The sequence below is a fragment of the Vagococcus acidifermentans genome (assembly GCF_003987655.1).
Lineage (GTDB): Bacteria > Bacillota > Bacilli > Lactobacillales > Vagococcaceae > Vagococcus_B > Vagococcus_B acidifermentans.
In genome coordinates, this window is the sequence record NZ_NGKC01000009.1 from 72,291 (window position 1) to 93,852 (window position 21,562).

At 47.4% G+C, this 21,562-nt stretch carries 19 protein-coding genes, 1 other RNA gene and 1 other annotated feature; of the genes, 10 read left to right on the plus strand and 10 right to left on the minus strand.

The genetic code is table 11. The annotated features are described in order from the left end of the window. Positions 1–236: 236 nt before the first annotated feature. The 3 genes from CBF27_RS08830 to hisS are packed head-to-tail and all read right to left on the minus strand — an operon-like array spanning position 237 to position 4,229. Positions 237–1,115, minus strand: coding sequence for a YitT family protein (locus tag CBF27_RS08830; protein WP_126813949.1), 879 nt, complete (start codon positions 1,113–1,115; stop codon positions 237–239). A 30-nt stretch (positions 1,116–1,145) separates the two neighbouring features. Further along, the gene (aspS, locus tag CBF27_RS08835) at positions 1,146–2,915 is read right to left on the minus strand and encodes an aspartate--tRNA ligase (protein WP_126813950.1); all 1,770 of its coding nucleotides are present in this window, start codon (positions 2,913–2,915) and stop codon (positions 1,146–1,148) included. Between the two features lie 24 nt (positions 2,916–2,939). After that, entirely contained in the window at positions 2,940–4,229 is a 1,290-nt protein-coding gene (gene hisS / locus CBF27_RS08840; protein WP_126813951.1) for a histidine--tRNA ligase, read from the minus strand. A 46-nt stretch (positions 4,230–4,275) separates the two neighbouring features. Then, positions 4,276–4,498, minus strand: a binding site (T-box leader). Between the two features lie 137 nt (positions 4,499–4,635). Here hisS and CBF27_RS08845 point away from each other — a divergent pair. After that, positions 4,636–5,925, plus strand: coding sequence for an N-acetylmuramoyl-L-alanine amidase family protein (locus CBF27_RS08845; RefSeq protein WP_126813952.1), 1,290 nt, complete (start codon positions 4,636–4,638; stop codon positions 5,923–5,925). A gap of 90 nt (positions 5,926–6,015) precedes the next feature. Here the strand turns inward: CBF27_RS08845 and CBF27_RS08850 are convergent, their stop codons facing one another. Together CBF27_RS08850 and CBF27_RS08855 are read right to left on the minus strand one after the other, a co-directional pair. Continuing rightward, on the minus strand, positions 6,016–7,407 hold the full coding sequence (locus CBF27_RS08850) for a cation:dicarboxylate symporter family transporter (RefSeq protein WP_126814004.1): 1,392 nt from the start codon (positions 7,405–7,407) through the stop codon (positions 6,016–6,018). 15 nt (positions 7,408–7,422) lie between these two features. Next, positions 7,423–8,760 carry a CoA-disulfide reductase gene (locus CBF27_RS08855; RefSeq protein WP_126813953.1) on the minus strand — a complete coding sequence of 446 codons (1,338 nt, stop codon included), beginning with the start codon at positions 8,758–8,760 and terminating at the stop codon, positions 7,423–7,425. 155 nt (positions 8,761–8,915) lie between these two features. Between CBF27_RS08855 and CBF27_RS08860 the strand changes: the two genes are divergently transcribed. The 5 genes from CBF27_RS08860 (at position 8,916) to CBF27_RS08880 (ending at position 12,906) form a co-directional block, all read left to right on the plus strand. Beyond that, the gene (locus CBF27_RS08860) at positions 8,916–10,064 is read left to right on the plus strand and encodes a trans-sulfuration enzyme family protein (RefSeq protein ID WP_126813954.1); all 1,149 of its coding nucleotides are present in this window, start codon (positions 8,916–8,918) and stop codon (positions 10,062–10,064) included. Between the two features lie 260 nt (positions 10,065–10,324). Next, a complete protein-coding gene (locus CBF27_RS08865) occupies positions 10,325–10,729 on the plus strand; it encodes a helix-turn-helix domain-containing protein (protein WP_126813955.1) in 405 nt (134 codons plus the stop codon). Positions 10,730–10,900: 171 nt separating this feature from the next. After that, a complete protein-coding gene (locus CBF27_RS08870) occupies positions 10,901–11,224 on the plus strand; it encodes a hypothetical protein (RefSeq protein WP_126813956.1) in 324 nt (107 codons plus the stop codon). 16 nt (positions 11,225–11,240) lie between these two features. Then, a complete protein-coding gene (locus CBF27_RS08875) occupies positions 11,241–12,107 on the plus strand; it encodes an ABC transporter ATP-binding protein (RefSeq protein ID WP_126813957.1) in 867 nt (288 codons plus the stop codon). Positions 12,108–12,111: 4 nt separating this feature from the next. Continuing rightward, entirely contained in the window at positions 12,112–12,906 is a 795-nt protein-coding gene (locus tag CBF27_RS08880) for an ABC transporter permease (RefSeq protein WP_170175066.1), read from the plus strand. A 569-nt stretch (positions 12,907–13,475) separates the two neighbouring features. On the opposite strand, the gene dtd is transcribed toward CBF27_RS08880, so the two are convergent. The 5 genes from dtd to CBF27_RS08905 all read right to left on the minus strand — a co-directional run bounded on the left by dtd (position 13,476) and on the right by CBF27_RS08905 (position 18,485). Continuing rightward, positions 13,476–13,922, minus strand: coding sequence for a D-aminoacyl-tRNA deacylase (gene dtd, locus CBF27_RS08885; RefSeq protein WP_126813959.1), 447 nt, complete (start codon positions 13,920–13,922; stop codon positions 13,476–13,478). A gap of 10 nt (positions 13,923–13,932) precedes the next feature. Continuing rightward, complete coding sequence (locus tag CBF27_RS08890; protein WP_126813960.1) at positions 13,933–16,152, minus strand: RelA/SpoT family protein; 2,220 nt, start codon at positions 16,150–16,152, stop codon at positions 13,933–13,935. Positions 16,153–16,274: 122 nt separating this feature from the next. Continuing rightward, on the minus strand, positions 16,275–17,039 hold the full coding sequence (locus CBF27_RS08895) for a 16S rRNA (uracil(1498)-N(3))-methyltransferase (protein WP_126813961.1): 765 nt from the start codon (positions 17,037–17,039) through the stop codon (positions 16,275–16,277). A 3-nt stretch (positions 17,040–17,042) separates the two neighbouring features. Beyond that, complete coding sequence (prmA, locus tag CBF27_RS08900; protein ID WP_126813962.1) at positions 17,043–17,990, minus strand: 50S ribosomal protein L11 methyltransferase; 948 nt, start codon at positions 17,988–17,990, stop codon at positions 17,043–17,045. Between the two features lie 15 nt (positions 17,991–18,005). Further along, positions 18,006–18,485 carry a DUF3013 family protein gene (locus tag CBF27_RS08905; RefSeq protein ID WP_126813963.1) on the minus strand — a complete coding sequence of 160 codons (480 nt, stop codon included), beginning with the start codon at positions 18,483–18,485 and terminating at the stop codon, positions 18,006–18,008. A gap of 126 nt (positions 18,486–18,611) precedes the next feature. On the opposite strand from CBF27_RS08905, the gene CBF27_RS08910 reads away from it, so the two are divergent. From CBF27_RS08910 to CBF27_RS08925, 4 genes are all read left to right on the plus strand, one after another. Continuing rightward, on the plus strand, positions 18,612–19,886 hold the full coding sequence (locus CBF27_RS08910; protein ID WP_126813964.1) for a replication-associated recombination protein A: 1,275 nt from the start codon (positions 18,612–18,614) through the stop codon (positions 19,884–19,886). A 56-nt stretch (positions 19,887–19,942) separates the two neighbouring features. Beyond that, positions 19,943–20,131: non-coding RNA, 6S RNA (gene ssrS, locus CBF27_RS08915), on the plus strand. A 113-nt stretch (positions 20,132–20,244) separates the two neighbouring features. Continuing rightward, a complete protein-coding gene (locus tag CBF27_RS08920; RefSeq protein WP_126813965.1) occupies positions 20,245–20,727 on the plus strand; it encodes a universal stress protein in 483 nt (160 codons plus the stop codon). Positions 20,728–20,796: 69 nt separating this feature from the next. Then, complete coding sequence (locus CBF27_RS08925; protein WP_126813966.1) at positions 20,797–21,543, plus strand: MurR/RpiR family transcriptional regulator; 747 nt, start codon at positions 20,797–20,799, stop codon at positions 21,541–21,543. Positions 21,544–21,562: the final 19 nt, after the last annotated feature.

Genomic DNA, 21,562 nt, shown 5'->3' on the forward strand with positions numbered 1-21,562 from the left:
CTAATTGATTCTTGTGAGTGTTCATGATGGATGACCAACCTTTTTTTAGAATTTGATGAATTTTATTAAAATACTATGTGAATTAGTGTTGCTAACTACTATAAACGTTTATTTTGACATTGTCAACACATTTTTTAAATTTTCTGAATATTCGCTTAATTCTTCAGCATAAACACGAACCCGCGGAGTGTCATTTGCTTAGACATTCCGCGGGTTTGGTTTATATTATTTACTCTCTATACTCCCGGGTCAAAAAAATTCCCCAATATCGTCACGTTGTCAGCAATGCTGACAAACGCATGGCGGTCGGATTCTTTGATGGCTGTGCGCAGCACCGGAATCTGGTCTCTGGTCAGCACAGTAATCAGCACGGTCTGCTGCTCGTGCGTATAGGCTCCCTCCGCCTGATTCAGTATCGTGATGCCGCGGCGCAGCCGGTTTTGTATTTCTGTAATGACTTGCTGCGGTCTAGTGGTAATAATCATCACTTGCACTTTTTTCTGTTTGGTGTACACTGCATCCACGACTTTGCCGCTGACAAAAATCGACAAGGCGCTGTAAAAAGCGTATGGCCAGCCAAATAGAAAACCGGCAATCAATACGATACAGCCGTTAAAAATAATGTTGATGGACCCGACATTTTTGCCGGTCGCTTTCCGTACAGTCAGACTGATGATGTCAAGTCCGCCGGTGGAAATCCCGTTTTTCAGCGAAAAGCCGATGCCGAACCCGCTGATGCCGCCGCCGAAGATGGCGCAGATAATCGGATCGGTCGTCAAGACCGTCTCCGGCAAAATCTGAATAAAAAATGACGACAATAACACAGACAACGAGGTGAAGACCGCAAATTTGTGGCTGATTTTTTGCCAGGCCAGCCAAATCAACGGTACGTTGATCAACAGCAGGATGACTGAAATCGGCGCGGAAATCTGAAACTTGTTTTCCAAGACAGTGACGATGATTTGCGCAAAACCTGTGACACCACTTGCATAAATGTTGCCCGGCTGCCAAAACAAATTCAACGCCACTGAAGCCAAGACCGCATAAATAATCGCAACAGACAGTTTAGTCGTATCATTCTTGTCGGTAAATTTCCGCTTGAAGTCGCTATACATTTTTTTCTCCCCAGTTGAGTATCGGATAGGTTATTCTTCTGTTGCTGTCACGTCGATGTTCAGTTCAAATAACTGCAAAGGCGAAACAGGGCTCGGTGCAGAAACCATCAAATCCATCGCTTTGCCGTTTTTCGGGAACGCAATGACTTCACGGATGTTGTCCTTGCCGGCAAGCAGCATGACCAGACGGTCCAACCCCAGGGCAATGCCTCCGTGAGGCGGGAAACCGTACTCCATCGCATCCAGCAGAAAACCAAATTGCTCCTGAGCCGACTCCCGTGTAAAGCCGAGAACTTCAAACATCTGCTCTTGAATCTCGCGTTTGTAGATTCTGAGAGAACCGCCGCCCAGCTCATAGCCGTTCAACACGACGTCGTATGCTTCCGCATAGACTTTTTCCGGCGCTGAAGTCAGCAGGCCTAGGTCGGATTCTTTCGGCAGTGTGAAAGGATGGTGTGCAGCAACATAACGTTTTTCATCTTCATCATACTCCAATAACGGCCAGTCAACAACCCATAGGAAATTAAGTTTTTTCTCATCAATTAAATCCAGTTCTTTGCCGAGACGGGTACGCAATGCGCCAAGTGATGCTGCAACCACTGCTTTGCTGTCAGCACAGAACATCAGCAAGTCGCCAACTTCCGCCTGAGTCGCTTTAATCAGCGCATCAGCAACAGGTGCCAGGAACTTCGCAATCGGACCTTTCAGGCCGTCTTCTTCGACTTTCAGCCAAGCCAGACCTTTGGCACCGAACTGGCTCAGGTAAGATGCCAGATGGTCCATGTCCTTGCGGGAATAGCGGCTGGCTGCTCCCTTGGCATTTAGTGCTTTGACTGCACCGCCGGCCGACAGAGCGGACTGGAAGACTTTGAAGTCGACATCTTTCACGATGTCCGCAATGTCAATCAGCTCCATGTCAAAACGCGTATCCGGCTTGTCGCTGCCGTAGCGGGCCATTGCTTCATCATAGCTGATTCGTGGAAACGGCAGCGGAATATCAATATCCAAGGCGTCTTTGACTACTTTTGCCAGCATCCCTTCCGTGATTTCCTGAATATCCTCAGGCTCAAGAAATGTCGTTTCAATATCAATTTGGGTAAACTCCGGCTGACGGTCGCCGCGCAAGTCCTCATCCCGGAAACAACGGACGATTTGATAGTAGCGGTCAAGTCCGGCACTCATCAGCAGCTGTTTATTTGTTTGCGGCGATTGCGGCAGCGCATAGAAACTGCCGGGATGCACCCGCGACGGTACCAGATAATCTCTGGCGCCTTCCGGTGTGGATTTTGCCAAATAAGGCGTCTCCACATCTATGAAATCACTCGCGTCCAGATAGTCGCGGACACTCTTAGTCACCTTATGGCGCAGTTTCATTGCCTGCAGCATGCTCGGGCGGCGCAAATCAAGGTAGCGGTATTTCAGCCGCAAATCGTCATTCACCTGCTGTTCGTCTTCAATCATGAACGGCGGTGTCTTCGCCTGATTGTAAATCACTATGTCTTCCGCCATGATTTCATAGCGGCCGGTAGCCATCTTAGGATTAATTGCCTCCGGTTCGCGCTCAATAACTTGTCCGACGATACCGATGACGTATTCGCTGCGGCATGTGTCGGCTACCTCCCATGCCGCTTTAGAAACAGCCGGATTGAAGACGACTTGCACAATCCCTTCGCGGTCTCTCAAATCGATAAAAATAACCCCGCCCAGGTCTCTTCTTTTTTGTACCCAACCTTTCAGCGTGACGATTTCCCCAAGATTTTTTGCTGAAATATCACCGCAGTACCCTGTCCTTTTTTTCATTGTACTTCCTACTTTCCTTCGTTTTTAATGAGTTAATTGATTCAATAAGGCGGAGATGTCGTTATAGACATCCTTTAACGGCACACTTTGTTCGTTGCCGCTCGCCATTTGTTTGATATTGACCCGGCCTTCAGACAACTCTGTTTCTCCCAATGTCAGGACATACTCGGCCTGAAGTCTGTTCGCCATTTTAAATTGGGCTTTTGGTTTGCGGTGCAAGTAATCACGCTCCGCCGAAAAGCCGGCCGCTCGCAATGCTTCCACCAGCTTCAGTGTTTCAGCGGATGTCGCCTCGCCTATCCCGACAACATACATGTCAAGACGATTGGCATGCGGCAGTTCAACACCTTCCGCCTTCATCGTAATCAGTGCCCGCTCCATTCCCAGCGCAAATCCAAAACCGGGAGTCGCCGGGCCGCCCAGCTCTTCGACTAAATGGTCATACCGTCCGCCCGCGCAAATCGTGGTCAGCGTGCCGCCGAAGCCCGGAGCATCACTCATGATTTCAAAAATCGTGTCGTTATAGTAGTCCAGTCCTCTAACCATCCGGTGATCGATTTCATAGTCGATACCCAGATACTGCAAAAGTGACTGCACCTCTTGAAAATGCGCAGCAGCTTCTTCTCCCAGATAGTCCAAAATCGACGGCGCTTCTGCAACGATTTGCTGGTCTTGGGATTCTTTGCTGTCCAGCACACGCAGCGGGTTTTTCTCAAAGCGCGTCTGGGAATAGGCGCTCAAATCATCATAACGCGGTGTCAAATAATCAAGCAGCGCCTGACGATATGCGGCGCGGTCTTCTTTGCTGCCGAGCGAATTGATAACGAGCCGGATATGCGTCACCCCAAGGGCACGGAAGAACGCCATCGCCATCGCCATCCCTTCGACATCTGTCGCCGGATTGCGGCTGCCGAAACATTCCACACCGATTTGATGAAACTGCCGCATCCGTCCCGATTGCGGACGTTCATAGCGGAACATCGGTCCCATGTAAAATGTTTTGAACGGTTTGCCGTGTTCGGGACCGAATAGTTTATTTTCGATAAACGCTCTGCCGACCGGCGCTGTCCCCTCTGGCCGCAGCGTGATATGGCGGTCCCCTTTATCATAAAAATCATACATTTCTTTGGATACGATATCTGTGGTGTCACCTACACTTCTGGAAATCACTTCATAATGTTCAAAAATCGGCGTCCGGATTTCCCTCACCTGATAGCGCTCGAACAATTCACGCGCCGTTTTTTCCAAAAGCTGCCATTCTCCCACTTGTTCAGGCAAAATATCCGCTGTGCCTTTCGGTCTTTGAAATCTCATCTCATTGCCTCCCCCATTTAAAATAAAAAAAGCCCCTGTATCTTCATACAAGGACGAATGTTTCAACACACGTGGTACCACCTACATTTGAAAGAAACCTGTTCTTTTTCTTTCCACTTCACCGATTAACGCTCGTCACGGAACGGCTTTTTACCGCTCATCTCCAGAGTGTCTTTCCTCATTGTGGTTCCAAACTGCTTTCAGCCGCGGCAGTTCTCTCTGATTATATAGAAACCGGCAAAAAGTACTCGCTCTTTCATTGATATTAATACTTAAATTACTAAATAATCCGCTAAAAGTCAAGCGGGAAATGCAACTGTTTTTCCTACTTCAGCATATTCACCTTTCTCTATTCCGTTTTTTTTTGCTATAATAGAAAAATAACTATGTATATGGAGATTCAACGGTGAAAGAAAAAAGACAGACAAACAGAACATTTAGGCTGCTGCTGCTCACGCTCGGACTGATTGCCTCAGTCATAGCCATTTTTTATGTGATGAGCGACGACGATGTCCTCACCATCAAACCGCTGGCATTGAACGTGCGGACAAAGCCCGGCACCGAACATCCGGTCATCGCACAGGTCCATCGAAACACGAATGTCATCGTCCTTGACGAAAAAAACGGCTGGTACCATATTGAACTGGCAGACAAAACTAGCGGATGGGTCGCCGGCTGGCTGGCAAAAGACGGCCTGTCGGGCCCTGTGACAGAATTGCCGGCTGTAATCACTGAGGACGAGGTATTGCTCCGCGAAAACCCGGCAGACAAAGGCAAAAAACTAACCACATTGAAAAAAAACGACACGGTGACTGTGGTGCTGGAAAAGAACGGCTGGGCACGCATCATTGCTGACAATGTGTTCGGCTGGGTGCCGTCGCACACACTGACGCCGTCAGAAAAAGGCATCCCGACGCCCGAAAAACAAACACCTCTCTACGTTAATACAGCGGAACTGGTGGTGCGCACCAATCCCGACTTGGAGAGCAGAGGATTTCTCACTTTAAAATACGGCGAACAGGTCGCCTTTGCCAAAAAGACAAAAGACTGGTTCGAAGTCACGGTGGCTGACGGCCGCAGCGGCTATGTCCGGCCTTGGGCGGTCAGCCAATCCAAACTGACAGAAGACAGTTATTACGGTATCGTGCCGATGGCGGAGTATACTGTCGTACTGGATGCCGGACACGGCGGAAACGACCCGGGCTCTGAAACGAACAACGGGACCGTCGTTGAAAAAGAGGTGACTCTGAGCACAGCACAAGCCGTGCAGGCAGAGCTTGTGTCATACGGTTTCAATGTCATCATGACACGTGATACCGACACCTACATTGACCTTGCCGACATAGCAGCTGTCAGCAATCAGGCGAATGCCGACGCCTTTATCAGTTTCCATTTTGATTCCTATGATGTGCCGAATGCAGTGTCGGGCACGACGACCTACTATTATCACGACCGGGACATCGACTTGGCGCACACCATCAACAAATTTATCAAAAGTACCCTGCCGCTTGAAAACCGGGGAACTGAGTATGCTGATTACCAAGTACTGCGGGACAACCGGCGGCCGGCTGTCTTGCTGGAGCTGGGCTATATGAACAGCGACTACGATGCCAGTATCATCGTCAAAGACAGCTATCAGGAAAAAGTGGCCAAAGCGGTCCGCAAAGGGCTGATTCACTATTTCAACGGCGGCTGACAATGACCGGCGCACCTGTATCTGACAAATAAAACACCTTGGAAGCAACCGCTGATTGCGCCCAAGGTGTTTTTATTTGTGTGTATCTTATCAGCTGTTATACAAATCGCGGTTGAAACGCCCCTCGCTTTTGTCAACGATGATGGCCGAGACCATATTCCCTGTTACGTTCAACATGGTCCGTCCCATATCGACAATCGGATCGACGCCGAAAATCGCACCGATACTGGAGACAGCTGCGCCGTAACCCAGACCATTCAGTGTGACAGTCGCCGCAACAGTCGCTGTCCCCGGTACGCCGGCAATCCCGATGGAGCCGATTGTCACGACCAGTACGACCAGCACATAAAAAGCAATGTTCATTTCCGTGCCGACGGCTGATGCAATCAGCACGCCGAGCATGGCGGGAAAGACGCCCGCACAGCCGTTCATCCCCACAGATGTCCCGAGAGTTGCGACAAATTTGCCGGTTTCATTGGAGACACCCAGTTTTTCTTCCAACGTTTCCATTGTGTACGGCAATGTCCCGACACTGGAACGGGAAGAAAAGGCAAAAATCATCGTAGTGTAAGCTTTCTTGTAGAACGTCAGCGGATTGACACCAATCGCCAGCAAGATAAAGCAATAAACAACCAGCATAATCACCACGCCGGTATACAGCGCCGCGATAAATCCGAGCATGCCGACAATCGCTTGAATCCCATTGGCGATAATTGTGTTGGCAATCAGCGCAACGACCCCGTAAGGCATTAGCTTGATGATATTCGTCAACACAGAATTGACAGTCACGCGCAATGAATCAAACAAGGCAACGACCGGCGCGACCTGTTCCGGTTTTTTCACCTTCAAAAAGCGGATGGCCGAAGCGAAGAGACCGGCAATGATGACGACCGAGACGATACTGCCATTGTCGCCCATGACAGCAAAAATATTGTTCGGAATCAAATTGACAAAAAATTCAGGAAAACTCTGGGCGGACAGCTCACTCATCCGTCCGACCTTTTCCGGAGTCAAATCCCCGGCAAAATCAGCACCGTTTAAACGATAGAGTTTGACAACCAGAATACCGACCAGCGCCGAGATGGCAGTTGTCCCCAAAAGCGTTGCGAAAGTCTTACCGGTCAGGCTTTTAATCGTTTTAGCTTCCGCCTGTGTCACGACTTGAATGATGGACAGAAAGACTACCGGGACAGCAAGCAGCTGGACCAGTTTTAAAAATCCGCTGCCGAGAAGCGAGTACCATGTGGCAATCTCCATACGGGCAAAGTCATTGTAAAGCGGCGTGCCGCTGCCGGCAAGGTCAATGCCGACACCAATAATCAGGCCGATGACCAGACCGATGACCATGCGTTTTGAGAAACTGACCTTTTGTGCTTTCAAGCGTTTCAAAATCCATAAACCAATCAATAATAAAATAAGTCCGACAAGCGTCAGCCAGTTGCTGGCTTTCAAAAACTGTGTAAAAAACGGTTGTTCTATCATCACGTTAATCTCCTTTTATTTTGAGGCGTTCCCAGCGACATTCAGTGCTTCCCACACTGAGGCAAATGGCGGAGCGTAAGCAAAATCCACAAATCCCAACTCACTGGTCGTCATCCCTGTATGAATTGCCGCAGTCAGTCCGGTCATACGGAGGACTGCTTCATTTTTTCCAAAAATTTGTGCACCGTACAGCACTTGTGTTTCAGCATCATAAATCATTTTAATGGTCAACGGTTCCTGCTCCGAATAATAGTTGGAATGATTCGTCGTAGTCACAACCGACGTCTTGACTGCCAGCCCCAGCTTTGCTGCCTGCCGTTCATTCAGGCCGGTGCTGCCGGCTTCATAATGTCCGGCTTTGATGGCACTGCTGCCCAGCGTGCCGGAAAATGCTGTCATCTGCTCAACCGAGCTGCACCCGACATTGCTTCCCACGATTCTCCCCAACTTGTTTGCACCCGTTGCCAGCGGCAAGTAGACATCGCCGGCCAGCCGGTGCGGCACCGTGGCACAATCACCGCACGCAAAGACATCCTTGACGGAAGTCCGCCCGTACGCATCCACCACAATTGCGCCGTTGGGCAATTTTTCCAAACTATCCCCTAAAAATGCCGTGTTCGGCTGAAACCCGATTGTCATGATGACACAATCGACCGCCAGCTCCTGCTTCGTCGTTACTGCTTTGACCACCTGACCGTCCTCTGCAATTAAATCCGTCAACAGTTCATTGGTGTACAGCTGCACGCCGGCTTCCGTCAGGGCATCACACATTTTCTCTGTGATTTCTGCATCGAAGACTTGCGACAGAATGGCATCCTGCCCTTCCAAAAGCGTCACCTGCACATTCCGCTTGATCAGCTGGTCGGCCACCTCGACACCGATAAAGCCGCCACCGACAATCAAAACGTGCTGATAGTCCGGCAGGTGTGCCAGCAGACGGTTGGCATCCCGCTCTTTCGTGAAGGTGTAGACATTTTGGCTGTCCACCCCCGGCATTGCCGGCACGATCGGCAGAGCACCCGAGGCAATCACCAGCTTGTCATACGCTTTCGTGCTGGTTTTGCCGGTTGCGTGGTCAATCATGCTGACTATTTTTGCATCAACATCCACCGATGTGACCTCATGCCCCAAAAACAATTGGATGCCTGACTGCCGCACCTCAGCCGGACTGCGGGCATACAACTCATTCGGGTCCGAAAATTCTCCCCCGATATAATAAGGCAAACCGCATGCACCGAAAGACACATAATCTTCTTTTTCAATGACAGAGATCGTCGCATGTGTAAATGTGCGGGCCGCTTTTGCCGCGGCACTCATCCCAGCTGCCACACCGCCAATCACTACAATTTCCATGTCATCCCTCTCCTTCATATTCAATTACAGTTCACCTAAAAACTAACATGTTAAAAAAACAAAGTCAACGCTGAGAGCTTTCTCATCTTTATTGACACTGCTTTTTTTCGATGATATCGTGAAAGCGAATACATTCAAAGAGAGGAAGTTCGCTTATGCATATCAATACACGCCTGCTCCATAATTACCCGGTGATTGACGAAGCGACAGGCGCTGCTTCGATAGCCATCCATCAAACCAGCACATTTCATCAGGCAGACATCGCACAACAGCAAGACTACACATATACCCGTTTCGGCAATCCCACTGTCTCCTGTCTGGAGGAGTGTATCGCCGCATTGGAACAAGCCCGCTATGGTCTGGCCTTTTCATCCGGCATGGCCGCCATAAATGCAGTACTGTTTTTATTGAAACAGGGTGACCATCTGGTTTTAGGCGAAAATATTTACGGCGGCACCTTTCAAATGGTCACAGATATACTGCCTGACCTTGGCGTCACCTGTACCTTTGTCGACGAAAGTGACCCGCAAGCGTGGGAATTGGCTATTCAAGAAAACACAGCCATGTTTTATCTGGAAACGCCATCCAATCCGCTGCTGACCATTACCGATATCACCAGCGTCTGCCGTATCGCAAAAAAACACGGCATCCTCACCGCCTGCGACAACACGTTCATGACACCGCTTGGCCAGCACCCGATTGAACTGGGTGTCGACATCGTCATCCACAGTGCGACCAAGTTCATTAACGGACACAGTGACGTGGTCGCCGGTCTGCTTGCACTGAATGATGACCAGTTATACGAAAAATTAAAAAAATTACAGAAAGCTCTCGGCGGTATTTTAGCGCCGCAAGATGCGTGGCTGACACTGCGCGGTGTCAAAACACTGGGCCTGCGGATGGAACGCTCCGTGGAAAATGCCGAAAAACTATCAGCATTCTTAGGTAAGAGAAATGATGTCCGGCATGTCTACTATCCGGCACTGCCTGAACACCCGAACCGCAACTGCCATTTGCGCCAAGCCGAAAACGGCGGTGCCGTCCTCAGCTTTGAACTGGCATCAGCTGATGCCGTCTGCCGGTTCTTTGACGCATTGACGATTCCCATCGTCGCTGTCAGTCTGGGGGGTGTGGAGTCGATAGTGTCTTATCCGTGGACGATGAGCCATGCTATCATGCCGGAGGAAAAACGATTGGCGATGGGGGTTACACCAAACTTGGTGAGGCTGTCCTGCGGGATTGAAGATGCGGATGATTTGATCACTGATTTTGCCAAAGCCTTGGCTATTGCACATAGCGAATAAATTACACTGAAGAGAAACTGGGACTTAAGTAGGATTTTTCTATTTGCGTTCCAGTTTCTCTTCAGTGTTGATGATTCAAATATAATCGTTTAGTTGTTAACTCTCAGCCAATTAAGCATATAACATTTGATAATCTATGAGATCAAATGCTATGTCAAAAAAATTGGACACACTGTTTTTCACGTGTGAACAAGATGTTTGATAGACAGTATGAAGTCATTAGCCTATAGTGAAAGTGATAAATGATTAAGGAGGGTATTATGGACATCGGAAGCAAATTAAAAGAGTCTCGCTTAAAGTCGGACATGACACAAGAACAAGTTGCAGAAGCAATCGGTGTGTCCCGTCAGTCTATTTCAAATTGGGAGAATGAAAAAAATTATCCTGATATAATCAGCGTCATCCAGTTGAGTGAGCTATATGGAGTCAGCTTGGATGTATTGCTCAAAGGAGATGAGCAAATGATGCAGCATTTAGAGGAGAGTACGAATATTGTGAAAAGCAACAAATGTATAGCATTCTTGTTATTGATAAACGTATTATTGATGGTAATCTTATTTATTTTTGTCGTTCCTCTATCCAATCACATACTGACAGCTGGTATTTTTGCTGTTATGTTCATAATATCAGGCAGTGTAATTTATCAGCTTATTCAAAGAATATAGGAGGTGGGAGCAGTTTCCTGACAGATCATTTTCTGTATACCTATTATTCAAGGAAATCCCATATCATCCAAGCAATAATCATCGGCAATGATGATTAGTCTGAAACAAAACATAGGAAGTTTGCAAAGAGCATTTGTCATTTATAAATATATTATACGGGAGGATAACCGCATGAAGTGGTATGAACTCATTTTTATTATCGGTGCAATAGTCAGCGCCGGATTTCTCTGGTATCAACTCTACAAAATGATTGAAACCGATGCACTGAGTAGAGGATTGAAACATCCTCGTTTCTGGTCTTTTTTTGCCTCGGGTCAGGAAAACAGACAAGGGTTGCTGCTTTATTTGATTGGACGCAGAAAGTTTGTGTCTAATATGTCCCAAGCTGATTTACAACTGATGAATCAGCGAAAAAAAAGAGCTGGTCTGGCCATCGTCTGCTTGTTGGTATTTTCTCTTGCAGCTTTGGCACTTCTGACCATCAATCATCTATGAGTATGGGGGGATAAGAATGTTAAGAGTTAAAAATTTAGTAAAATTTTACGGGCAGCGCTGTGTCTTGAAACATATAGATTTTCATGCTGAAAAAGGTGAACTGATTGGTGTCATCGGCATCAATGGTGCTGGTAAAACAACTCTGTTTGATATTATTCTCGGTCACAAGTCATTTTCAATGGGACAAATCTTGTTCAAAAACCATTGTTTAGGTGATAATCCGGAAATGATCCGCGAGATGGGCAGTCTGCTCGAACCGCAGTTCTTTACATATTTAACCGTGCAAGAAAATTTATTACTCTTGCAAGAGGCATTAGGATACCGCAGAAAAACGGAACTGGAAAAAATCGATTATTGGTTGAAACGATACAAACTACTGGATAAAAAACATGAAAAGATTAAAAACCTTAGTTTTGGGCAACGGCAAAGAATAGGACTGATTCAAGCATTAAACCATGAACCAGCATTACTTTTACTTGATGAGCCTTTCGTAGGGCTTGATCCCCACGGGAAGGATTTATTAAAAGAAGACTTGAAAAGACTGGCCCGCAACGGTGCCTGTATCCTTTGTTCAAGTCATGACTTGTATGACATTGGAGAGATTGCAGACAGGATACTTTACCTCAAAGACGGTCACTTCGTGTATGATGGTACTTTCAAACAACACAAGACATACAAAATAAAAGTGTCTGGCAACTTAGAGCGTTTAGCCTTAACGCTTGATAAACATCTAGCGACTGTCGACTCTGACAATCACTTAGTGTCAACTGATAATCACAATTATTTAAAAAAAATTTTCCCTGTACTGATAAAGCACGGCTTGACCATTCAGGATATGATGATTCAGGAAAATTCACTTTATGATTTTTTTAGAGAGGAATGATACAATGTCAACACGCTCGCTAGTCAAGATCGAAATGAGAAAATTTATTAAACGAAAAGATTGGATCTCTGTCCTTGCTGTCGCAGTTATAGGCATATTATTTGCCGGAGCAGCCTTTTCCGGGACTTATACTGGACCAAACAACCAAAGTGCTCTTTATTGGCTCGAATCTCAAGTATTCAACACTACCGCATTATACATTTCCCCATTTATCACGGCTTTTATGGGTACGCGACTTTTGTCAACGGAACTGGAGGAAAAAACTCTAACACTCTATATTGAGCGTATTCAAAATAAAAGAAAAATCTATTTGAGCAAAGTTCTGGCTTTCACGATTTATAGTGTGCTTGTGTATTTCGTTATGCTTATTTTCCAGTTCATTCTCTATCAAATAGCTGCACTAAAAGAGGTGACATACTTTTCAGGTAATTTGTTAGGAGCGAATACAGTCCAGCTAACCATCTCATTGGTCCTACTTTGGGCAACTTCTTTCTATCTACCGGGTATGTTCACCCTTATGCTTGGCACAAAAATCAAACCACTAGCTGTTATGGGGATGTCCATGGGATTGATTTTTATTTTAAGAAATACCTTTCAGTTGCCGCTGGTAGAGTGGGTAAATCCATGGACTTATATCATTAAACTAGTCATTCCATTCAGCTACGATACGGAGGTTCAGTCAGTCGCTGCTTCTTATTGGCAAATACTAGGAGTGTTTATACTTTTAATTATCACCTATACAGTTCTTTCAATCGTGTTCGGGATAAAACTGTTCAGTACACAAAGAAAAACCGTATAACCTACTTCTCACAATACTACACCAAAGGGTATCTCTCAGCAGCCTGTTTTCCGGTGATATGAATGCAGATGTTTTGGCGAAAAATTTTTAGTAACATCAAACCAACTGATAACTATTGCCAAATTCAGCAAATTCAACATAAAAATATGACCAATCCGTGCGTTACTTATGCAGATAAACTGTTCTGGAATTCGTCTGGTGGGTATAAAAAGAGTCATCAAACTGATTACTAGCTTGTGTCTAACACATTAACTGCAAATTGTGATTTTTAGTCAAAGCTGCTACTTCGGCCTTATTGAAGCGGAGGATAATCGTAATAGCAGAGGCATATAATAATAAAGCAATCTCTTTTAGTGATTACAGCGGCGAAACAATCACTAAAAGAGATTATAAAAAAAGAAAATAGATTTCCGATATTTATTTCTGATACTCGGGAAAGACAAGAAATCATTGTCAAAGAAAATTCCTAATAACATCTCGATTTTAATAAAGAGTGAAAAACCGAAGAGAAAGAATTCTCTCCGGTTTTTCTTGTCTAATCCTTAATCGTTGTTTCAGCAGTTCATAAGTTATTTATTTTCCGTATCAAAAATAATCGTCACCGGTCCGTCATTTTCAAGCGCCACCTGCATATGCTCGCCGAATGCCCCAGTTGCAACCGTCAGCCCTTCGCTGCGCAGCTGTTCGTTGAAGTATTCGTAAAGCGCTGTTGCCTCGTCAGGCTGCGCCGCTTTGATAAAGCTGGGGCGGTTACCTTTGCGCGTGTCCGCCAGCAAGGTAAATTGCGACACCGACAAAATCTCCCCGCCGACATCATGAATCGACAAATTCATCTTGCCCTGGGCATCTTCAAATACCCGCAATTTGCTGACTTTTTTTGCCAAGTAATCAGCATCGTCTTTAGTATCGCCTGTTTTGACACCGACCAGCAGCATAAAACCCTGATTTATGTTGGAAATCGTTTGACCGGCGACGGTCACAGACGCATGACTGACCCGTTGCAGTACGATTCTCATCTTGTCACTCCTATCCGTTTGTCCGGCGCACACTGTAAACTTCCGGCACGCTCTTGATTTTATCCACGATTCGTTCCAGATGGGATAAATTTTGAATGGCGACAGTCAAATGAATCACCGCCATTTTATTTTTTGTCGGACGTGCCTCCACGCCCAACAGATTTTTAGTCGTGGCATTGACGACCGTCAAAATGTCCTGCAAAAGTCCTGAACGGTTGTAGCCATAGACTTCCAAGTCGGCGTTGTATTCCTGCGAACCGCTGACAGCCGCATCTTCCCATTCCACTTCAATCAGACGGTCGGCAGCATCTTTGGCATTGGTCACGTTCGGACAATCCGCACGGTGAATGGAGATACCCCGGCCTTTCGTGATGTAGCCGATAATCTCATCGCCCGGTACCGGATTACAGCAGCGGCTGATACGCACCAGCAGATTATCTGCCCCTTCGATGACCACTCCGCCTTCATGGCGCACTTTCATTTTTGATGTATCTTTTTTCTGGATGGGCTGTTTCATCAGCTCTTCTGCTTCTTCTTTTTGTTTCAGCCGTCCGCGCTCACGCCGTTCTTTTTCTGTCAGACGATTGGCAACCACTTGCGCCGTGATTTCGCCAAAGCCGATAGCGGCATATAAATCATCCGCCGTCTGAAAGTTGAAGCGGTCCAGCGCCTCGGCCAGTTTGTCCTTAGTTAAAAATTCTTTCGGCAGAAAATCCTGTTCGAGCAGATTTTTCTCCAGCATGCTCCGTCCTTTATCGATATTGCCTTCGCGGTCTTTGACTTTAAAGAACCGTTTGATTTTATTGCGGGCTTTGCTGGTGGCCACCATGTTGACCCAGTCCCTGCTCGGACCGAATGAGTTGGGTGACGTCAACACTTCGATGATGTCGCCGGTTTTCAACTTGTAGTCCAGCGGCACCATTTTGCCGTTGACTTTTGCGCCGGTCGTTTTGTTGCCGATTTCTGTATGGATATTGTAGGCAAAATCCAGCGGTCCGGAACCCTTAGGCAGTTCCGTCACATCGCCTTTCGGGGTAAACACGTAGACTTTATCGCTGAAAATATCGCCTTTCACACTTTCCATAAATTCGGAAGCGTCATAACTTTCGTCTTGCAGCTCAAGCAGTTCTCTGAACCAGCTGATTTGACGGCTCTCTGTTGTTTCATCGACCTTGTCCGTCTTGCCTTCCTTGTATGCCCAGTGCGCTGCCACACCAAATTCTGCGATTTCGTGCATCTCGTGCGTCCGAATCTGCACTTCTATCGGATTGCCTTTCGGACCGATAACTGTCGTGTGCAGTGATTGATACATGTTCGCTTTGGGCATGGCGATATAATCTTTAAAGCGTCCCGGCAGCGGCTTCCATTTTGTGTGAATCGCACCGAGCACAGCATAACAGTCCTTAATCGTATCGACAATCACTCGAATCGCCAGCAAATCATAAATTTCAGCGAATTCTTTTTTCTGGTCGCGCATTTTGCGGTAAATGGAATAAATATGCTTCGGCCGGCCGTAAATCTCGCCGTAAATCCCCAGCTCTTCCGTCGATTTGACGATTTCATCCACTGCTTCTGCAATGTAGTTTTCCCGTTCTTCCCGCTTGCTTTGCATTAAATGAACAATGCGGTAGTACTGCCTCGGGTTAAGGTAGCGCAGCGCGATATCCTCCAGTTCCCACTTGATACGGCTGATACCCAGACGGTGGGCCAGCGGTGCATAAATTTCCAGCGTTTCCTTAGCAATGCGGCGTTGTTTGTCTTCTCTTAAATGTTTCAGCGTACGCATATTGTGCAGCCGGTCGGCCAGCTTCACCATGATAACGCGCAAATCCTGCGCCATGGCAAGCAGCATCTTGCGGTGGTTCTCAGCCAGCTGCTCTTCATGAGATTTGTATTTGATTTTTCCTAGTTTGGTGACGCCGTCCACCAGCATGGCAACGTCCGCACCAAACACCTCTTTCAAATCGTCCAGCGTCACGTCCGTATCTTCAACCACATCGTGCAAAAAACCCGTGGCGATTGTGTGCGGGTCCATCCTGAGTTCTGCCAGAATACCTGCGACTTGCACGGGGTGAATGATATACGGTTCACCGGATTTTCTCTCCTGTCCCTCATGAGCAGCGTATGCATAGTCGCATGCCTTCTGCACAAATGCCACATGCTCCGGGCTCATATAATAAGAAACCAGTTTTATAACTGTCTGCGCAGTCATCACTTCTTCTTTTGGCATGCCTCTTCACTCCTTATCAAAAAAAAGTACTGAATCAGTACTTTTCTCCTCACTATTCGTACTCTTATTATACTGAGTTTAGCCGGTGAATGCAATTCCAAATACCTGAAATACAGGGCGGTTTATGCCTCCTGTTCAGCCAGCAGTTCCCAATGATAGCTGATTGCCGACAAAACATACAGCGGCGCGGTTTCTGCTCGCAAAATCCGGGGACCCAAGCCGCAAAGCAGTCCTTGCTGTGATGTCATTTTTTTGATTTCATCCGGTGAAAGACCGCCTTCCGGTCCGAACACGGCCAGTACCCGGCTGTCTGGTTTTAACCGGCGGACAGCTTGGGCAAATTGGGACAACTCGCCCTGTTTGGCAGATTCCTCATAGGCCACCAGTACAACGTCATAACCGGTAAAACTGTCCAGCAAACCGTCCAGCGACTCCAACAAGGAAACTTTCGGAATATGTGTCCGGTGCGACTGTTCAGCCGCTTCCTGAGCGATTTTTTGCAGACGCTGTTGTTTTTTCCGGCGTTTCTTATCATCCCACTTGACCACCGAAGCCGCAGCAGGAAAACCGATGATGTGATGAGCGCCCAGTTCCGTTGCTTTTTGTGCGACCCATTCCAGCTTGTCGCCTTTCGGAAAGCCGCAGGCAATAGTGACGGCAACGGGCAGTTCGGTCTGCTCGGTCAGTTGCGACACTGCGCGGAACTCTACAGTGTCTTCACCGATTGCAACGACTTCGGCCAAAATCACCGGTCCGTCAGAAAACACCAGATAGCACGTGCTGCCTTTAGTCATGCGCATGACATGCACTGCGTGGTGGAACACTTCGCCGGCTACCTCTATTACCTGATTTTCCCGATATGTCTCTGTCAAAAAATACCGTTGCACGCCCTAATCCTCTTCTCTCTTCTTTAAAATAAACGTCAGCCAGTCCTGCTGCTGCAAGCGCTGGTCCACCTCAAACCCTTGCGCCAGGACTGTTTCCAGTACGTCATCTTCTTTATCTAAAATGATGCCTGAGATGATAAACGAACCGTCGGCTTTCAGACAGCGCCACGCATCCGGCACTAGCCGGATGATGATGTCGGCCAGTATATTAGCTACAATCACGTCTGCTTGGGTCTTGATGCCGTCAAGCAGGTTGTTAGCCGACACGTGGACGTCTTTGGCAATATCATTCAGCGCCATGTTGGCCTTGGCCGAGTCCACCGCCACCTCATCAAGGTCATACGCATAAACTGAATCGGCACCCAAATATTTTGCTGCAATGCTGAGGACACCAGACCCCGTCCCAACGTCAATCACCGTTTCGCCGCCGCGCATCACCGTCTCCAGTGCTTGCAGGCTCAGCCGGGTCGTCGGATGCGTCCCCGTACCAAATGCCATGCCCGGGTCGAGCGTGATGACACATTCGTCCGCGTGTGCCGGCTCGTACTGTTCCCAATCAGGCACCACTGTCAAGTAACGGGTGATGGCGACCGGATGATAATATTTTTTCCAAGCCGTTGCCCAGTCGCTTTCCTCAACTTCCGCAACCGACACCTGATTTTTCCCGATGGCCAGCCCGAAATCAGCCAACTCGGTGATGCGCTGGGTGATGGCCGGCAATATCTCCGGCAAAAAAACTGTCTCCGGAAAATAAGCCATGACCTGCGCACCTTCGCTGATATGGTCAAACACGGATTTGTCCAAATATTCGCCAAACGGGTCGCTGCTGAAGTTTTCAATGTCCAGTGCGTCTTCAATGGCCACACCGCTGGCGCCGAATTCCATCATGATATTAGAAACAGCTTCGACTGCCTCGCTTGCTGTCTCGACTTTTACTTCATGCCACTTCATCTTTTGACCTCCTACCTAATAATTTGGATATGCCGCAAAGTCCGTCAAGTCGGCTGAGGCAAGACGTCTTTCAAACTCTTCATCCTGCCAGTTCAGCTCAAAAACCTCAGCCGTTTCGTCTGCCAAAAAATCCAGCAAATCGGACAGTCCGTCGGTCACCACATCAGCCAAATAGCCGGCCAGCTGGTCGATGAAGGCTGTCGGCAAACCTTTTTTCCCCTGATACGGAAAGACCGCCAAATAATCTTCCGCATCAAACACTGATTTTTCCGGATGATACAACAAGATGCTGTCTTCAAATTCAATAACTGTCTCTTCTGACAGGACACCATCTGCATCCTCAATCTGCTGACTTTCAGGATTGGCTGCATAGAGGACGACAATCAGTTCCACAGTGTGATTTTTACGGTCCCAGTCGATGGCAAAGTCAGCATCTTCCGGCAATTTTTTCTCCACGGCACGCTCTAACCGCGTCAACATATTTTCTTTTTTCATTCGCTTACTCAGTACTTTCCATTTTATTTTTCTTCTCTATCATACAGGAATCTTTTACTGATTGCTATGATAGAGTGGTCTGAAAAAACTATGTTATAATATAGGTGACTGGAAGGAGGGTATTCGATGCAAAAACCCCTTGCTTTTCGAATGCGGCCGACAACGATTGATGAAGTCGTCGGGCAGCAGCATCTGGTCGGTCCCGGAAAAATCATTCGCCGGATGGTCGATGCCAAGATGTTGTCGTCGATGATACTCTACGGGCCGCCGGGGACAGGTAAAACAAGTATCGCAAGTGCCATTGCCGGCTCGACACGCTATGCGTTCCGCATGCTGAATGCAGCGACGGACACAAAAAAAGATTTGCAAGTAGTGGCTGAAGAAGCCAAAATGAGCGGAACGGTCATCCTGTTGCTGGATGAAGTCCACCGTCTGGACAAAACCAAACAGGATTTTCTGCTGCCCCATCTTGAGAGCGGGCAAATCATCCTGATTGGCGCCACAACTGAAAACCCGTATATCACCATCAATCCGGCGATTCGCAGCCGAACTCAAATTTTTGAAGTAAAGCCGCTATTGCCGCAGGAAATCGAGCTGGCGGTACAGCAGGCACTGACAGACAAACAGCGGGGGCTCGGCGAAATGCCTATCACTCTGGACCCGGAAGCGCTGCAACATCTTGCCAGAGCCACCGGCGGCGATTTGCGCAGTGCCTTGAACGGTCTGGAGCTGGCCGCCAAATCGACACCTGCCGAAGCCGACGGCACGATTCATCTCACTTTGCCAATCATGGAAGAATGCATTCAAAAAAAAGCCCTCGTCCATGATAAAGACGGCGACGCCCATTATGATGTCATTTCGGCTTTTCAAAAGTCGATCCGCGGCAGTGATGTGGATGCTGCCTTGCATTATATGGCCCGGCTGTGCGAGGCCGGCGAGCTGGTTATTCTATGCCGCCGACTGCTGGTGATAGCCTATGAAGACATCGGGCTGGCAAACCCGGGAGCATGCGCGCGGACGGTTTCCGCAGTGCAGGCGGCTGAAAAACTCGGGCTGCCGGAAGCGCGGATTCCATTAGCAGAAACGGTCATTGATTTATGCCTGTCGCCTAAATCAAACTCCAGCATCTCAGCTATTGATGCCGCACTGAGTGATATCCGCAAAGGCCAAATCGGGCAAGTGCCTGACCACCTGAAAGACAGCCATTACAGCGGGGCAGAAAAATTAAACCGGGGCGTCGGCTACAAATATCCCCACGATTTTCCAGAGTACTGGGTCGACCAGCAGTATTTGCCGGACAAGTTGAAAAACCGTTCCTACTATCAGCCCAAACTCTCAGGAAAATACGAACAAGTACTCGCCCAGCAGCTGCACAAGCTGAAGAAAAAAAGTCAAAAATAGAAAAACTGTTTTCCTTTAAATTGCTCATTTTCCTCTCTTATGATACTATACTAATAGAATATCTGTGATGTGCGCATTGTTCCATTTAGTGTTGACCGAACAAATTAGTATTACATTGGGATTTAACGAGCAGCTTTTAAAAACATGCCTTATCACTTGGTAGTTTGCGATTGCTGCAGCAAGTCCCACCTGCTTAGAAGCGGGTTCAATACTCAGGAACGACAAACGGCATCTACGGATATTTTTAAAGAGACAGGTAAGCAATTTGCATCGGCAAGTTGCTTTTTGTTTATACATCGGCATTACTTGTTGCTCGACACTGTCTGTCATGAATTTCGAACCGGAAAGGATGAATACCATGTTGAAACAATACTCGAAAATTTTAGTTGCAGTTGATGGTTCCAGAGAATCCGAGCTGGCCTTTAAAAAGGCTGTCGAGGTAGCCAAAAGAAACGAAGCGGAATTGCTGATCAGCCATATCATTGATGTGAGAGCTTTTCAGTCCATTTCATCCTTTGACGAAACTTTGGCAGATGAAGCAACCGCCATTGCAAAAGAAACGCTGAACGACTACATCACATACGCAAACGAACACGGGCTGGAAAATGTTTCCTACAGCATTGAATACGGTTCGCCAAAACCGCTATTATCGAAACAGCTCCCGGAAGAACGCAAAATTGATTTAATCATGATGGGCGCCACTGGTTTGAACGCAGTCGAACGGATTTTAATCGGTTCAGTTTCCAGCTACGTATCCAGACATGCGCTGTGCGATGTGCTGATTGTACGCACTGATTTGGACAATCGCACCTTGCCGCAAAAGAAAAAAGAAGAGGAGTAACTGGACAACACAATGCCTAGAATTAATTTTTCTAGGCATTTCCCCTGTCCATGCGAAAAGAGGAACACTATGCTTTTTTTAGATTTCACACCGGATTTGACACCAATCGAACTGGATGTCTACAAATACATCGCCAATCACTTGGACAAAGTGGTTTATATGCGCATTCGCGAGCTGGCTCAGGAAACCCACGTCAGTACCACGACCATCCTCAGGTTCTGTCAGAAATTTGAATGCAGCGGTTTTTCCGAATTTAAAATCAGATTAAACCTCTACCTCAAAGAATCGGCGCCTGTTGCCGGCGGCGAAACATTTGATGCATACGCCATCAAACATTTTATCAGCCGCACACTGGAACCTGATTTTCAGCAGATTATTACTCAAGCGGCCGAGCAGCTGCAAGACAAAAGCTTGTTGCTTTTTATCGGCAAAGGCGTCTCCGGTGTCACGGCCAGCTACGGGGCGCTACATTTTTCGTCTGTGTGCAAAATGGCTTTGCGGATAGAAGACCCGGAAAATTATCCTTTCGATTTTCTCAATGAAACAGATGCCCGGAATATGGGCATCATCATCCTTTCTGTCAGCGGCGAAACACGGGAAATCATCCGCTTTTTGAACAAGATGACAGTCAAGCAGGCAACCATTATTTCAATCACCAACAGCCAAAACAGCACCATCGCCCGTTTGTCTGATGTCAACATCCCTTACTACATTACAAAAAAGCAGATTCAGGATGCAGATGTCACGTCGCAAATTCCGGCGATGTATATTTTGGAACAGCTTGCCAGTTCCGTAAAAAAACACCTTAACCAGTAGTTGTTACTAGTTAAGGTGT

Bases quoted from the DNA above. Each gene is read 5' to 3' on its own strand.
- CBF27_RS08830 (WP_126813949.1), bottom strand. From the start codon at position 1,115: ATGTATAGCGACTTCAAGCGGAAATTTACCGACAAGAATGATACGACT.
- aspS (WP_126813950.1), bottom strand. From the start codon at position 2,915: ATGAAAAAAAGGACAGGGTACTGCGGTGATATTTCAGCAAAAAATCTT.
- hisS (WP_126813951.1), bottom strand. From the start codon at position 4,229: ATGAGATTTCAAAGACCGAAAGGCACAGCGGATATTTTGCCTGAACAA.
- CBF27_RS08850 (WP_126814004.1), bottom strand. From the start codon at position 7,407: ATGATAGAACAACCGTTTTTTACACAGTTTTTGAAAGCCAGCAACTGG.
- CBF27_RS08855 (WP_126813953.1), bottom strand. From the start codon at position 8,760: ATGGAAATTGTAGTGATTGGCGGTGTGGCAGCTGGGATGAGTGCCGCG.
- CBF27_RS08860 (WP_126813954.1), top strand. From the start codon at position 8,916: ATGCATATCAATACACGCCTGCTCCATAATTACCCGGTGATTGACGAA.
- CBF27_RS08865 (WP_126813955.1), top strand. From the start codon at position 10,325: ATGGACATCGGAAGCAAATTAAAAGAGTCTCGCTTAAAGTCGGACATG.
- CBF27_RS08870 (WP_126813956.1), top strand. From the start codon at position 10,901: ATGAAGTGGTATGAACTCATTTTTATTATCGGTGCAATAGTCAGCGCC.
- CBF27_RS08875 (WP_126813957.1), top strand. From the start codon at position 11,241: ATGTTAAGAGTTAAAAATTTAGTAAAATTTTACGGGCAGCGCTGTGTC.
- CBF27_RS08880 (WP_170175066.1), top strand. From the start codon at position 12,112: ATGTCAACACGCTCGCTAGTCAAGATCGAAATGAGAAAATTTATTAAA.
- dtd (WP_126813959.1), bottom strand. From the start codon at position 13,922: ATGAGAATCGTACTGCAACGGGTCAGTCATGCGTCTGTGACCGTCGCC.
- CBF27_RS08890 (WP_126813960.1), bottom strand. From the start codon at position 16,152: ATGCCAAAAGAAGAAGTGATGACTGCGCAGACAGTTATAAAACTGGTT.
- prmA (WP_126813962.1), bottom strand. From the start codon at position 17,990: ATGAAGTGGCATGAAGTAAAAGTCGAGACAGCAAGCGAGGCAGTCGAA.
- CBF27_RS08905 (WP_126813963.1), bottom strand. From the start codon at position 18,485: ATGAAAAAAGAAAATATGTTGACGCGGTTAGAGCGTGCCGTGGAGAAA.
- CBF27_RS08910 (WP_126813964.1), top strand. From the start codon at position 18,612: ATGCAAAAACCCCTTGCTTTTCGAATGCGGCCGACAACGATTGATGAA.
- CBF27_RS08920 (WP_126813965.1), top strand. From the start codon at position 20,245: ATGTTGAAACAATACTCGAAAATTTTAGTTGCAGTTGATGGTTCCAGA.
- CBF27_RS08925 (WP_126813966.1), top strand. From the start codon at position 20,797: ATGCTTTTTTTAGATTTCACACCGGATTTGACACCAATCGAACTGGAT.